General features: G+C 50.2%; 12 protein-coding genes. 9 read left to right on the top strand and 3 right to left on the bottom strand.

Annotated features, from left to right (window positions below):
- Positions 1-10: 10 nt before the first annotated feature.
- The 6 genes from G8768_RS01015 (at position 11) to G8768_RS00990 (ending at position 6,250) form a co-directional block, all read left to right on the top strand.
- The gene (locus G8768_RS01015) at positions 11-763 is read left to right on the top strand and encodes a LytR/AlgR family response regulator transcription factor (protein WP_425328652.1); all 753 of its coding nucleotides are present in this window, start codon (positions 11-13) and stop codon (positions 761-763) included.
- Positions 764-1,136: 373 nt separating this feature from the next.
- Positions 1,137-1,772 (top strand): TetR/AcrR family transcriptional regulator, encoded by a 636-nt coding sequence (locus G8768_RS01010; protein WP_166852752.1) that lies wholly within the window; start codon positions 1,137-1,139, stop codon positions 1,770-1,772.
- A gap of 121 nt (positions 1,773-1,893) precedes the next feature.
- Positions 1,894-2,832 carry a hydroxymethylbilane synthase gene (hemC, locus tag G8768_RS01005; protein WP_166852754.1) on the top strand — a complete coding sequence of 313 codons (939 nt, stop codon included), beginning with the start codon at positions 1,894-1,896 and terminating at the stop codon, positions 2,830-2,832.
- 31 nt (positions 2,833-2,863) lie between these two features.
- A complete protein-coding gene (locus G8768_RS01000) occupies positions 2,864-3,664 on the top strand; it encodes a uroporphyrinogen-III synthase (RefSeq protein ID WP_166852756.1) in 801 nt (266 codons plus the stop codon).
- A 56-nt stretch (positions 3,665-3,720) separates the two neighbouring features.
- On the top strand, positions 3,721-4,998 hold the full coding sequence (locus G8768_RS00995; protein ID WP_166852758.1) for a uroporphyrinogen-III C-methyltransferase: 1,278 nt from the start codon (positions 3,721-3,723) through the stop codon (positions 4,996-4,998).
- A gap of 1 nt (position 4,999) precedes the next feature.
- The gene (locus G8768_RS00990; RefSeq protein WP_166852760.1) at positions 5,000-6,250 is read left to right on the top strand and encodes a heme biosynthesis HemY N-terminal domain-containing protein; all 1,251 of its coding nucleotides are present in this window, start codon (positions 5,000-5,002) and stop codon (positions 6,248-6,250) included.
- Between the two features lie 80 nt (positions 6,251-6,330).
- Here G8768_RS00990 and ubiD read toward each other — a convergent pair whose 3' ends face one another.
- Positions 6,331-7,824, bottom strand: a complete 1,494-nt coding sequence (ubiD, locus tag G8768_RS00985) for a 4-hydroxy-3-polyprenylbenzoate decarboxylase (protein WP_166852762.1) — start codon at positions 7,822-7,824, stop codon at positions 6,331-6,333.
- A gap of 200 nt (positions 7,825-8,024) precedes the next feature.
- On the opposite strand from ubiD, the gene G8768_RS00980 reads away from it, so the two are divergent.
- From G8768_RS00980 to G8768_RS00970, 3 genes are all read left to right on the top strand, one after another.
- Complete coding sequence (locus tag G8768_RS00980; protein ID WP_166852765.1) at positions 8,025-8,555, top strand: hypothetical protein; 531 nt, start codon at positions 8,025-8,027, stop codon at positions 8,553-8,555.
- Between the two features lie 83 nt (positions 8,556-8,638).
- Positions 8,639-9,913: an O-acetylhomoserine aminocarboxypropyltransferase/cysteine synthase family protein gene (locus G8768_RS00975; protein WP_166852767.1), complete on the top strand. Its 1,275-nt coding sequence runs from the start codon at positions 8,639-8,641 to the stop codon at positions 9,911-9,913.
- Between the two features lie 57 nt (positions 9,914-9,970).
- Positions 9,971-11,014 (top strand): mechanosensitive ion channel family protein, encoded by a 1,044-nt coding sequence (locus tag G8768_RS00970; protein ID WP_166852769.1) that lies wholly within the window; start codon positions 9,971-9,973, stop codon positions 11,012-11,014.
- Positions 11,015-11,095: 81 nt separating this feature from the next.
- On the opposite strand, the gene nhaD is transcribed toward G8768_RS00970, so the two are convergent.
- Complete coding sequence (gene nhaD / locus G8768_RS00965) at positions 11,096-12,346, bottom strand: sodium:proton antiporter NhaD (RefSeq protein ID WP_166852771.1); 1,251 nt, start codon at positions 12,344-12,346, stop codon at positions 11,096-11,098.
- Positions 12,347-12,577: 231 nt separating this feature from the next.
- Positions 12,578-13,375 carry a mechanosensitive ion channel family protein gene (locus G8768_RS00960; protein WP_166852774.1) on the bottom strand — a complete coding sequence of 266 codons (798 nt, stop codon included), beginning with the start codon at positions 13,373-13,375 and terminating at the stop codon, positions 12,578-12,580.
- Between the last annotated feature and the right edge of the window lie 50 nt (positions 13,376-13,425).

Below are 13,425 nucleotides of genomic sequence, written 5' to 3'. Positions count from 1 at the left end.
AGATCTAGTAATGAGCACAATCATGGATGTTTTGGTCGTCGATGATGAGGCGCTGGCCAGAGAACGGCTGGTTCGTATGATTTCCCGCATGGAAGAGTGTGAGGTCGTAGCTCAGGCAGCCGGTGCCGACGAGGCCCTTCAGGCGATTAAAGCGGCTGGCCCAGATGTTGTATTAATGGACATTTCCATGCCCGGCGAAGACGGTTTGTCCGCGGCGAAACGCATTTCCACCATGGAAGATCCTCCAGCGGTGGTGTTTTGCACGGCTTATGACAAGCACGCTGTTGAGGCTTTTGAGGCCCAGGCGGTGGGTTATTTGCTGAAGCCGGTGCGCCAGGAGCAACTGGAGCAGGTTCTGCAAAATGCGCGCAAATTGAATCGCATGCAGATCGCGGCGCTGGATGATATGAATAAAGCGGATCGTCCCAATGCCCGCAAACATATCAGTGCAAAGACTCGACGCGGTGTTGAGCTGATTCCCCTGGAAGATATATTTTATTTTCTGGCCGATCAAAAATATGTCACGGTCTACCACCGTGGGGGTGAAACCCTGATCGACGACACTCTGAAAGAGCTGGAATCCGAATTTGAAGCCAGCTTTATTCGCATTCACCGTAACGCTCTGGTTGCCCGTTCTTACATTGAAGGAATGGAGCGAGCGCCAGAAGGACATTATGTTATGCGTTTACGTGATAGTGAGGAGAAACCTGTCGTTAGCCGTCGCCACGTTAGTAAAATTCGTGCGATGTTAGCCGAGATGTAGTTTTTCTTTTTCGAATAAAAACATCACAGAAGCCTCGATTGTATCGAGGCTTTTTTGTTTTTAAAAAACGTAACTGCTGAAGCGTGACAGCAGTTGGATAACGTCGAAAACGTCGATCTTTTCGGGTGTTTTTAGGGTTTTAGTTTGCCAAAGCTGAAAAACAACCCAGTGTTTTATTTTCATTTTTGACAGTCTACTGTCTGTTTTTTGAGTGAATATTTCATTAGAGCATTTTATTTATAGCCAAAGGTTTATAAGACTTGTTTTTTTCTTGAATAAGGTCTCTATCCCTGACTTGAAATAATGTTTCGCCTAAATCCCTGTGTTAGTATCCGCGACAACAATCTGAATTCGACAGGGAGGCGAAACCAAAATGGCACGACCCAGTGTTAAAGCAGAACGCACAGAAGAAATACTCGATGCTTTCGAGAGATGTGTTGCTCGACTGGGCATCGAGGGTACAACTCTCGAGCGCATTGCTGAAGAATCTGGTTTACGCCGCAGTTTGTTGCGTTACCATGTTGGCAACCGTGACAAAATGGTTCAGGCCCTGGCGGATCGCTACATAAAAAACTCCCGCGAAGAGGCACGCAAATTTCTTGCTGCCATGCCATCTTCCAATACCAGCCTCGCCTTGCTCGATTATTTTTTTACTGACACCAGTGAAGAAGAACGACGCAGAGTTTTGGTGGCACAAGCGTTGGTTTCCGGTGTTGATTTGTATCCCGCCATCAAAGAACAAATGACCCAATGGCACCGTAACTTTGTTCTTGTGCTGTGCCAGGTTATTCGGGTTGATTATCCTGAGGCCAGCGATACTGATCGCAGTGAAGTTGCCTGGGGCATTGTCAGCTTGTTGTTCAACGTTCAATTGCTGGCGGCATTGAGTTCCAATGAGGAATTTCTCAATGATGGTCGTCGTGCGGCCGATCGTTTGCTGACAAGTCTGGCGTGCGAGCCGGTGCAAGCGAGTCAGCCGGTTGAGGAATTGGTTGAGGAGCCTTTTTAATAGGGTCTTTGTCGGTTTTTTGTACAGCCCTGTTTGGCCTTATTCGGCAAGTTAAAACATAGGAGCGAATTCTTCGCTCTGGTATTATGGGCGCTTGATTTGTTGATTAAGTGCCCCGTCCATGTCCCGATCCATTCGCATCGCTACCCGTAAAAGCGCCCTGGCCCTTTGGCAGGCCGAATATGTCAAAGCCGAACTTGAGCGTCATCACCCTGGACTTGAGGTCATCCTCGTTCCGATGGTGAGCAAAGGCGACAAAATCCTTGACGTGCCGCTGGCGAAAGTGGGTGGCAAAGGTTTGTTCGTTAAGGAGCTGGAACACGCCCTGCTTGAAAGCCGAGCCGATATCGCGGTGCATTCCATGAAAGATGTGCCAATGGAATTTCCCGAAGGCTTGGGGCTGGACGTGATCTGCCCCCGTGAAGATCCCCGCGATGCCTTTGTGTCCAACGATTTTTCCAAACTCGATGATCTACCAGCAGGTGCTGTAGTGGGTACTTCCAGCCTGCGCCGACAGTGCCAGCTGCTGGCAGCCCGCCCGGATCTGGATATTCGATTCCTGCGCGGTAACGTCAATACCCGACTCGCCAGGCTGGATGCCGGTGAATATCAGGCCATTATTCTGGCAGCGGCGGGGTTGATTCGCCTGGAAATGGCTGAGCGTATTCGCGAATTTATAGCCCCCGAGGTCAGCTTGCCTGCCGGTGGCCAGGGAGCTGTGGGTATCGAGTGTCGCGTTGATGATGAGCAAACTCGTGAATTACTGGCACCACTGCACGATGAAGATACCGCACGATGCGTCCGCGCCGAGCGCGCTATGAACCGCCGTCTGGAAGGCGGTTGTCAGGTACCAATTGCCAGCTACGCTATCGAACGGGATGGGAAGCTGTGGTTGCGCGGTCTGGTGGGCGATCCCGATGGCAGCAAAATGCTTTTCGAGGAAGCGGAAGGCGAGCACGGCAGTGGCGAGGCAATGGGTGTGGCGATGGCCGAACGTTTGCTGGAGGCTGGCGCCAAAGACATTCTGGATAAAGTCTACGGTAGTACCGTGCAGGCTTAACCCGGCCTAATTCAGCTTAGGTTTAAAGGTAATGAGCACAATGAACTTTACTGGCCTGGATGTGCTCTTATGTCGACCTCGGGGCGCCGCTTCGTCGCTGCCCCAACGAATTGAGTTGGCAGGGGGGCAGCTTTTCCATGTGCCCTGTATGCAGATCATTGCGTTGGACGAACCCCAGGCCGTGGCGGCGATCAAATCCCGGATTTTGGACTTTGATCACTACCCCTACGTCATCTTTATCAGCCAAAACGCCGTCAAATACGCAGAGTCATGGATTGATCAATACTGGCCGCAGCTCCCCATGGGGCAACAGTATTTAGCCATCGGCGCGGCAACGGCTGAAGCGGCAGCGAATATGGGGTTTGCAGAAATGGCCCAGGCCGAAGGTGCCATGGACAGCGAAGCGCTTCTGGCGTTGCCAGCGTTGCAGGAGTTAAGCGATAAAAAGGTACTGATTTTTCGAGGGCAGGGCGGCAGAGAGACCCTGGCCCGAGCATTACGTGAAAGAGGTGCTACAGTAGACTATTGCGAGTTGTACCGTCGCGCTTGTCCCGAGGGTTTGCCAGAGGCTTTGGCGGCAAGTCCCTTTGCAAAAAGCGACGGTCGCCGAGTGATAATGGTGCACAGTGGTGAGTCTCTGGAAAATTTGCACCAGGGGATTCAGAAGGCTGGATTGACCTCCTGGAAACACGATGAATTGATTTGCCCAAGCCAGCGTGTGGCTGAACTGGCCACAGGCCTGGGTTTTGACAGGGTTCACGCCGCCAGTAACGCTGGTGAGCCAGCCATGTTAACGGTATTGCAGCAACTCGCTGCTCAACAGCCGACATAAAGAGAATTATTTTTAAAACCCCGCTGCTAGGGTGACCTTGCACAAATGGAGTTCACATGAGCAATACAGACAACAAAGAACAATTGCCGGCCGATGACAAGGCCAAGGCTGAGGACAAACAGCCAGAGCTGGAAAATAAACCGTCCGAGCCCGAGAAGAAAGAGCCTCAGCCCCCAAAAGAATCTCAGCCCGAGAAAAAAGACGCCGAAGCGAAGAAGGCTAAGCCGGCCAGCAGCGAGAGTAAAAAATCTCAGCAGCCTGCGGCAAAGGAAAAACGCTCCGGCGCGGGCTTTTTTATCTGGCTAATCGTTTTATTGCTGTGTGGCGCCGTTGGCGCTGGCGGTTATTTCGGCTGGCAGTTTTGGCAGCAGGACAAAAGTCGACAAGCTGAAATGTCCGCTCTGATTGAAAGCCAGTCACAAAAACTGCAGCAATTGCAAAGTGAGCAACAAACGGTAACAGCCTCGGTTGCGGGTACTGATGAAGTCGCCCAAACGGTACAGGATTCCCTTCAGGCTGTTCATCAGCGCCTGGATGCTCACAACAAACGATTAATCAGCATCTCCTCAACCAGCCGTGATGATTGGTTGTTGGCCGAAGCCGAGTATCTGTTGCGACTGGCCAATCAGCGTTTGCTGACTGAGCGTGCTACCAAAGGTGCCCAGGGTTTGTTGGAAACCGCCGACAAGATTCTTGCGGAAATGGATGACGTTGATTTGTTCCCGATTCGCCAGGCCATTGGCGAAGATCTGGCAGCCTTAAAGCTTGCGCCTAAAGTCGATCGCGATGGTTTGTTTTTGCGTATGGCGGGTTTGGCAAAACAGATTGATAACTTGCCGACCTTACCGAAGCGTACGCCGATGGCTGAAAGAGACGTTTCTGTTAAAGAGTCTGAATTGCCTGATAACGTCACTTGGCAACATCGCGTTGAGGATGTGGCGACAAATGTATTCGACTACTTAATGCACTTTGTAGAAATACGCAGAAATCAACCTGTTAATAAACTGCTGCCTCCTGAAGCTCAAGCTTATGTGAAATTGAATCTGCGTTTTATGATTGAGCGCGCTCAATTGGCAATGCTCAGAGAAGAAAACGTTATTTACGAAACGTCTATTCAACAGGCGCGAGAATGGCTGCAAACTCAGTTTCCACCCAACAGTCAAATCGAAGCATTTATTGCTGAGCTGGATGAGTTGGAAAGCCAAGAAGTTGTTGTGCCTCTCCCTGATATCACGTCATCGCTCGAACAGTTAAGAGTTTACATTGAACGTTTACATAAGGTGAAATCTACTCAACCTCAAGCTCCACAGTCCAGTGCGACTGAGGAGGCGTAATATGAGAATTCGTTGGAAGCGCAAGCTGCTTATTATCTTTGCGATTATTGGTACGGTTGTTGGCTTGGATTATCTTGTTCAGCACGACAGTGGTTATGTGCTGATAGCTTATGGTGATTACAGTGTTGAGATGAGCTTTTGGGCTGCATTTATACTGTCTTTTGTCGTTATTTTTCTGGTTTGGTTGGTGATAAGGTTAACCAGAGGTAGCGTTAATCTTGTTAAAAAGAGCACCGGCTTTATTCTCTTCGGCAGTGCCGCCGCTGCCCAAAAGCGCACGGAAAAAGGCTTAGTTGAATTTATCGAGGGTGATTTCAAAGCCGCTCGTAAAGATCTTTTGAAGTCTGCACATAATGTTCAAGCACCGGTACTAAACTATCTGGCTGCAGCTCGCAGTGCCCACGAGCTGGGTGATGAAACCCAGGCCAATGAGCTGTTGCTCAAAGCGGAAGAGGTTGCGTCCGAAGACAGCCTGGCGATTATTATTACCCAGGCCCGCATTCAGTTCTCCGCCAAAAACTATGAAAAGTGCGTAGCAACGCTTGAAAAAGCACGCAAGATCTCGCCGCGCAATGTTTTGGTGTTGGAATATTTACGCAATGTGTACACCGAACTGGAAGATTGGGAATCTCTGGAGCGCTTGCTGCCCGAATTGAATCGCAATAAAGTGGGTAGCGAAGAAGAACGCCTTGCGCTCTCGGACACCTTGTATCTGGCGTTGATTGATTTGGCCGGTGAGCAGGCCAGTCGCATGCAAACCAAAAACGCCATCGCGCGTTTGCAGGAAGTTTGGGAAGACTTGCCAAAAGACGTGAAGAAACGTCCAGCCATGGTTGCCGCATATGTGCAGCAATTGCGTCGCTACGATGGCGATGCCATTGCCGAAAATCTGCTGCGCCGTCACTTGCAGAAAGACTGGCAGGATGAGTTGATTACCCTCTACGGTCTGGTTGCAGGTGAAGATTTGGATCGCCAACTGATTCAGGCCGAAAACTGGCTGAAACAACGTCCTGCCGATTCGGCTTTGCTGTTGAGCCTGGCGCGTTTGAGTTTGCGCAATGAACTTTGGGGTAAGGCCAAGGAGTATTATCAGAGTTCAATCAAACAGAAGCCTGGTCCGGAAGCTTGTGCTGAATTGGGCCGTCTGTTGGCCGCCATGGGCGAGCATGAACTCAGTACGCAATACTATCAGCAGGGTTTAAAAAGCGCTGCGAATGTTCAGTCGAAGTTGCCGCTGCCCAAGCCGGCTTAATGTCTTTGCTTAATACCTTTGCTTAATACCTTTATAAAAATCTTGCGGTTTATTCAGGCCGCAAGATTTTTGTTTCTGCGTTAAATCAGTTTATTATCTTTCTCCGGCAGCTCAATGCCCAGCTGATCCCAGAGTTCATCCACTTTATCTTTTACGGCCTGATCCATGGTGATTGCCTCGCCCCACTCACGATCAGTTTCCCCGGGCCATTTATTCGTGGCATCCATTCCCATTTTGGAGCCCAGACCGGAAACCGGTGACGCAAAATCCAGATAGTCGATGGGTGTGTTTTCCACCATAGTGGTGTCGCGGGCCGGGTCCATACGAGTGGTGATTGCCCAGATGACATCCTTCCAGTCGCGGGCATTAACGTCATCGTCAGTTACAATCACAAACTTTGTGTACATAAACTGGCGAAGGAAAGACCAAACGCCCATCATGACACGCTTGGCATGACCGGGATATTGTTTCTTCATCGTCACCACCGCAAGACGGTAGGAGCAGCCTTCGGGAGGCAAGTAGAAATCTACAATTTCCGGGAATTGTTTTTGTAAAATAGGCACGAACACTTCATTCAGTGCCACACCCAAAACAGCGGGTTCATCGGGCGGTCTTCCGGTGTAGGTGCTGTGATAAATCGGTTGCTTGCGATGTGTGATGGTTTCTACCGTGAACACCGGAAAACGATCCACTTCATTGTAGTAGCCGGTGTGGTCACCGTAAGGGCCTTCGTCGGCCATATCATCCGGGTAGATAAACCCTTCGAGTACAAACTCGGCGCTGGCGGGCACTTGAAGATTATTGCTGGTGGACTGGCAGACTTCCGTTTTATCGTCGCGCAGTAAACCGGCAAAGGCGTATTCACTCAATGTGTCCGGGACCGGCGTCACCGCACCAAGAATGGTGGCCGGGTCGGCGCCCAGTGCAACGCTGACAGGAAAGGGCTCACAGGGATGCTGTTCCTGCCACTCGCGAAAGTCCAAAGCGCCCCCACGATGGCTCAACCAGCGCATGATCAGTCGGTTTTTACCCAGCTTCTGCATGCGGTAAATGCCGAGGTTTTGTCGTTCTTTGTTGGGACCGCGAGTAATCACCAGTGGCCAGGTGATCAAAGGTGCCGCGTCGCCCGGCCAACAAGTTTGAATAGGAATCTCATCAAGATTGACATCTTCACCGCGTTTGATCACTTCCTGACAGGGCGCCTTGCTGAGCACTTTGGGGCCCATATTGAGCACCTTTTTAAAGATGGGCATTTTGCTCCAGGCGTCTTTTAAACCTTTCGGTGGTTCGGGTTCTTTTAAAAAGGCAAGCAATTTGCCCACTTCCCGAAGCGCTTCGACGCTTTCTTCGCCCATGCCCAAGGCAACGCGCTCAGGCGTGCCAAAAAGATTGGCCAGAACCGGGATGTCAGAACCTTTGGGGTTTTCAAACAACAGCGCTGGACCACCAGCGCGCAGGGTGCGATCGCAGATTTCGGTCATTTCCAGCTTGGGGTCTACGGGGACGGTGATGCGCTTCAGCTCGCCACGTTTTTCGAGCAGCTTGATAAAATCGCGCAAATCTTTGTATTTCATTGGGCTTCCGCAGTAAAAAAGCTAACTTTAACATGAAAGCCAGTCCTGTTAAGGTTTGACTAAGGTGGCTCTGAACAAAGACGCATTATTCAGAGGCGCCCTAGATTCATATTCAGGCATTTATGACTCTTTGCGATACGGTGCGACCCACCACAGTTTCATGGTGACCGTTTAACAATAACAAGAAGCGGAGTTTAGTGATGAAAAAAGTTCTTATGGCCAGCGTTGTGGCTGGCATCATTATGTTCTTCTGGGGCTTTGTCTCCTGGACGGTTTTATCCTGGCATCAGGATGTATCCCACAGGTTCAGCGATGAAGCGGCCATGGAAGCCAGCATTAAAGCCCAGGCCCCGGAAGCCGGCATCTACTTTTTGCCCTTTGAGGAAGAAGGCTTTAAGGAAGGCGGCGCGTCCATGTTCGCCAGTATTGTCCCGGAATATCATCTCAATATGCCGGTCACGTTGGGTGTGGGCTTACTGTGTTACATCATCTCGGCCTTTCTGGTGGTGATGGCGCTGCGCATGACCCATGGCCTGTCCTATGGCCAGCGATTGGGCTACATCTGTTTACTCGGGCTGATCATCGGTTTTGTGGGACATTTCCCATACTGGAACTGGATGAATTTCTCGACCCCGTATGTTTTGGTGATGATTGTAGATTCCGTAATCAGTTGGCTGTTGGCCGGTCTTGTCATTGCGAAATGGATTGAGGGAAGCCAGGCAGACGAGTAAGTGATTGCTGCCGCTCTTGCTCAGGGCGGCAGCAGCTATCACAATAGAGGGCTATTCCAACAAAAAGTAAGCATGGAGTTTACATGAAGCCCGAAACCATAGCATTGCACGGCGGATACGAAGGCGATCCGACCACCAATTCCGCTACCACCCCGATTTACCAAACCACTTCCTATACCTTTGACAGCACCCAGCACGGTGCCGATCTCTTTGATCTGAAAGTTCCCGGGAATATTTATACCCGCATTATGAACCCGACCACTGACGTATTGGAAAAGCGTCTGGCGGCTCTGGAAGGTGGTATTGGTGCTTTGGCCCTGGCCTCGGGTATGGCAGCAATTCGATACGCGATTGAAGCGATTGCGGAAGTGGGCAGCAATATTGTCAGTACGTCACAGCTATATGGCGGTACTTATAATTTATTTGCGCACACTTTTCCTCGTCAGGGCATCGAAACGCGTTTTGTTGATGCAGATAATTTCGACGCAATTGAAGGCTTGATTGATGAAAATACCAAGGCCTTGTTTTGCGAATCCATCGGTAATCCGGCGGGCAATGTTGTTAACTTGAAGCGTTGGGCGGATATCGCCAATGCCCATGGTGTCCCGTTAATTGTGGACAATACTGTGGCCAGCCCAAGTCTGTGCCGCCCCTTTGAGCTGGGTGCGCATATCGTTGTACATTCCCTGACCAAATACATCGGTGGTCATGGCACCACAATTGGCGGTGCGATTGTGGATTCCGGAAAATTCGATTGGGCGGCTCACAAAGAACGCTTTCCGGTGATGAACACTCCTGATCCTTCTTATCATGGTGTGGTGTATACCGAGGCCCTGGGAGAAGCGGCCTACATCGGTCGTTGTCGAGTAGTGCCCCTGCGCAATACCGGTGCCGCCATTTCTCCTCACAGCGCTTTCCTGATCATGCAAGGGCTGGAAACCTTGTCTCTGCGTATGGAGCGTCACTGTGAGAATGCGCAAAAGGCGGCAGAGTTTTTACAGCAGCATCCAGCAGTAAATTGGGTGAATTATGCCGGTTTGGCCGATAGCCCCCATCATGTCAACTGTCAGGAAATCTGTGGCGGTCGTGCGTCCGGTATCTTGAGTTTTGGCATTAAAGGTGGCCGTGAAGCCGGGGGTAAATTTATCGATGCCCTGCAAATGATTTTGCGTTTGGTAAATATCGGGGATGCCAAGTCTCTGGCCTGTCACCCCGCCAGCACCACTCACCGTCAGCTTTCGCCGGAAGAATTGGCCTCGGCGGGTGTGAGTGAAGAAATGGTTCGTCTGTCGATTGGTATTGAACATATTGACGACATCATTGCCGATATTGATCAAGCGCTCAAAGCGGCACAATAAGATTGTTCTTCAGAACATTGAAATGAAGAACAGGGTAAACAGTAAAAGGATCTGACTATGGCTAAACTGGAATCGCTTTTAGCCCAACTTCCCGGTTTATTATTGCCGCTTTTGCCACTGTTGGCGGTGGTGGCCATTGCCGGGCTTTTACTGTTCTACCTGAGCAAAAAAGGTCGTGAGCCATCAGAGGGGGCACGTTACCGCAGCCAGTGGATGACCTTGTTGGTGGTTCTGGTGGCATTGTGTGGTGCCATCATCGTTCTCCCGGTGAGTGACAGTCTGCAGGGTAATTTGTTGACTATGCTGGGTTTGTTGCTCACGGCGATTATAACGCTGTCTTCGACAACCATCGCGGCCAATGCCATGGCGGGGTTGATGATTCGTTCTCTGGAAAACTTCAAGCCCGGTGATTTTATTCAGGTCAATAATTATTTTGGCCGCGTTACTGAGCAGGATTTATTTCATATTGAAATTCAAACCGAAGATCGTGATCTGTTGACGCTCCCCAATGTCTATGTGGCGGCGAATCCGGTTAAGGTCGTCCATGCGAGCGGTACGGTGGTTACGGCGGAAGTGACTCTTGGTTACGAGCTGGACCATCATGCGATTGAAAAACTGCTAAAAGAAGCGGCTGTTGATGCCGGTCTGGAAGAGCCCTTTGTGTATGTCATGGATCTCGGGGATTTCTCCGTTTGTTACCGTGTGGCGGGTTTTTTGCAAAATGTTCGGCAATTGCTTTCTGCACGCAGTAAATTGCGCAAGCATATGTTGGACAGTTTGCACGGTGCTGGTGTGGAGATTGTTTCGCCGAATTTTATGAATCAACGTCAGGTCGGCGAGCAAAGCTTTATCCCCCAACCTCGTTACCGTGCGAAGGTCAGTGAAGAGCCCGAGCCGGAAGCCATTGTTTTTGATAAGGCTGAACGTGCCCAGTCCCTGCAGGAATTAAAAGACGACTATGAGGAACTCAAGCAGGAATTGGCCAAACTTGAAGCTGATACCGGCAAGGATGATCAGAACGAGCAATTGGAAAAAATGCGTCGTCGGAAAAAAGCAATTCGCTTGATGATCCAGCGCCTGGAAGATCGCAAGGAATCTTGATATGTACGATTCTCAACCTCTATGGCCTTGCGATCCTTCCCAATGTTTGTTTTAAATCAGCATTGCAATCATTATAGATAACTAGTTAAGCCCCATGACTTCGGCCAACAATAGTGTCATCACATAACCCGCTGTATACGCACAGCTCAGGGCGGGCAAATAGCGCAGATAACTCACAAAGCTCAAGCTCTGAATTTTGCTCATGGCGATAATGCCAGCGGCAGAACCTATGGCGAGCAGCGAACCGCCCACACCCACCGCATAGGTCAGCCCCAGCCAGTTTTGGGTATCCAATTCAGGCGAGGCCTTCAATAGGGCCGCTGTCAGTGGCACATTGTCCAGCAGAGCGGACCCAGCACCGGCCACATAATTTGCGTACTGCGGATCAAAGTTTCGATACAGTGCGGCCAGATCATGTAACACACCAATTTCCTGCAGCATACCTACCAGCAAGAGAATGCCCAGAAAGAACAGCAGCGTGTCGTACTCGATTTCTCGAATGTATTCCAGAATGCGAGTCTGCTCTGCGTCGGTTTTAATACTGCGTCCCACCAGAAACATCAGGGAAAGGCCACTCAGAAACGTCAGCACTGGCGGCACGCCGTAGAATAAATTGAGCAGCATGGTTGCACCGATGGTGCTGAAAAAGATTGCAGCAATAATAATATCGAGGTTGTGAAAATGTGCAGCGATCGGAGTGGCGGACACCCGACCTTGGGCGCCGAAGCTGAGCAGCAAGGCCAGCAACAGTACGCTGATACTGGCAGGGATCAACAAGACAATCAGTTGCTGCATGCTCAAGTGACCATCCAGGAAAATCATCAGGGTGGTTACATCCCCAGTGATCAATGCAACGCCCCCGGAGTTTACGGAAAATACCACCAGCGCTGCCAATTTGATCTGTTGTTTGCTCTCCAGTTTGAAAGCCTGCAGCAAACCCAGGCTGACCAGAGTTGCAGTAACGTTGTCGCAGATGGCTGAGAGCAACAGGGCAAACATCGCCACGATAAACATCAGCGCTCGCAAGCTGAGTTCCTGGGGAACGACTTTCTGAACCAGGTTTTGAATCAACCCCTTCGCATTTAAATAGGCCACAAAGGTCATGGTCGACATGAGAAACAACCACAGTGTGGCAATTTCCAACAGGTTTTCATTGAGTTGCTCCTGAACCAATGCAGAAGCTTCTTTGGTGTCGGCGGCGATAAACAGAATCAGCCAGGACAGGCAGCCGAAAAACAGGGTGGTTTTGGCTTTGTTGACGTGAATAAGGTCTTCGAAAACAATGCCCAACAGGGCCAGTATGGCCAGAGCCAACAGGCAATACTCTAACATTTTGCGCTCTCAATAGTCGGTTGAAACAAGGGCTAAGGTGTTTATGGACTATTGTTGTACCTCGGCAAGCTGCGCATAAAAACACAGAACCTTTTCAGGGGCAATTAGTAAATAGTCGAAGGCGCAAATCGCAAGTGGTTTGGTGAAGCAAGAATGTAGAAGGAAGCGGCCAAAGGCAGGAGCAGGGAATTGGGAAGCCTGTATCAGGCCTCCCAAAATAGGTCTTTTAAATCAGTCGACCTTGTGCAGATGTACATCCTGCTGAGGGTAAGGAATGGAAATTTCCTTGGCGTCGAAGGTTTTCTTAACTTGTTCCTGCATCGCGAAGAACACACCCCAGTAATCGGCTGAGTTCACCCAGACACGAACCGTGAAGTTCACAGAGCTGTCGGCCAGTTCTGCAACCACAATCAAGTGAGCTGGGTCTTTCAGAATGCGATCGTCTGCAGCGATGATTTCTTCCAGAGCAGCGCGTGCGCCGTCGATGTCATCGTCATAGCCAATGCCAAAGCTCATATCAACACGACGAGTTGCTTCGGTCGAGTAGTTAGTGATGCTGCCATTGGAAATCGGACCGTTTGGAATGATGATGGTTTTGTTGTCACCGGTTTTCAAAATGGTATTAAAAATCTGGATAGACTGAACAACACCGGCGTGACCCTGGGTTTCGATAAAGTCACCCACTTTGTATGGCTTGAACAAAATCAACAAAACACCGCCAGCAAAGTTTGACAGGCTGCCTTGAAGCGCCAAGCCAACGGCTAAACCTGCGGCACCTAAAACGGCGATAAATGATGTGGTTGCAATACCCACCATGGACGCCACGCTGATGATCAGCAGCGCTTTCAAACCGATGCCAATGATACTGCTCAGGAAGCGTTGAAGGGTGACGTCTAATTCGTTTTTCTCCATGGCTTTAACGGTCAGATTGACGACCTTGCCAATCAACCACCAACCAACAACGAGAACGACAAGCGCCAGGCCGATTTGCGGGGCCCAAGCGGCAACAAACTGGGAAACAGCGTCCATAAAAATCTCCTAAAAAATGGTCTGCTATTAAATACAGCGAGTCCTAGCAT

The organism is Pseudoteredinibacter isoporae, assembly GCF_011602085.1.
Taxonomy (GTDB): Bacteria; Pseudomonadota; Gammaproteobacteria; order Pseudomonadales; family Cellvibrionaceae; genus Pseudoteredinibacter; species Pseudoteredinibacter isoporae.
The sequence above is the reverse complement of the archived record's forward strand: the minus strand, read 5'-3'. Positions and strand labels throughout refer to the sequence as shown.

What these genes read in the sequence shown, in the direction of transcription:
- G8768_RS00995 (WP_166852758.1), top strand. Translation starts at nt 3,721, where the DNA reads ATGAGCAATACAGACAACAAAGAACAATTGCCGGCCGATGACAAGGCC.
- hemC (WP_166852754.1), top strand. Translation starts at nt 1,894, where the DNA reads ATGTCCCGATCCATTCGCATCGCTACCCGTAAAAGCGCCCTGGCCCTT.
- ubiD (WP_166852762.1), bottom strand. Translation starts at nt 7,824, where the DNA reads ATGAAATACAAAGATTTGCGCGATTTTATCAAGCTGCTCGAAAAACGT.
- G8768_RS00960 (WP_166852774.1), bottom strand. Translation starts at nt 13,375, where the DNA reads ATGGACGCTGTTTCCCAGTTTGTTGCCGCTTGGGCCCCGCAAATCGGC.
- G8768_RS01010 (WP_166852752.1), top strand. Translation starts at nt 1,137, where the DNA reads ATGGCACGACCCAGTGTTAAAGCAGAACGCACAGAAGAAATACTCGAT.
- G8768_RS00990 (WP_166852760.1), top strand. Translation starts at nt 5,000, where the DNA reads ATGAGAATTCGTTGGAAGCGCAAGCTGCTTATTATCTTTGCGATTATT.
- G8768_RS00980 (WP_166852765.1), top strand. Translation starts at nt 8,025, where the DNA reads ATGAAAAAAGTTCTTATGGCCAGCGTTGTGGCTGGCATCATTATGTTC.
- G8768_RS00975 (WP_166852767.1), top strand. Translation starts at nt 8,639, where the DNA reads ATGAAGCCCGAAACCATAGCATTGCACGGCGGATACGAAGGCGATCCG.
- nhaD (WP_166852771.1), bottom strand. Translation starts at nt 12,346, where the DNA reads ATGTTAGAGTATTGCCTGTTGGCTCTGGCCATACTGGCCCTGTTGGGC.
- G8768_RS01000 (WP_166852756.1), top strand. Translation starts at nt 2,864, where the DNA reads ATGAGCACAATGAACTTTACTGGCCTGGATGTGCTCTTATGTCGACCT.
- G8768_RS00970 (WP_166852769.1), top strand. Translation starts at nt 9,971, where the DNA reads ATGGCTAAACTGGAATCGCTTTTAGCCCAACTTCCCGGTTTATTATTG.
- G8768_RS01015 (WP_425328652.1), top strand. Translation starts at nt 11, where the DNA reads ATGAGCACAATCATGGATGTTTTGGTCGTCGATGATGAGGCGCTGGCC.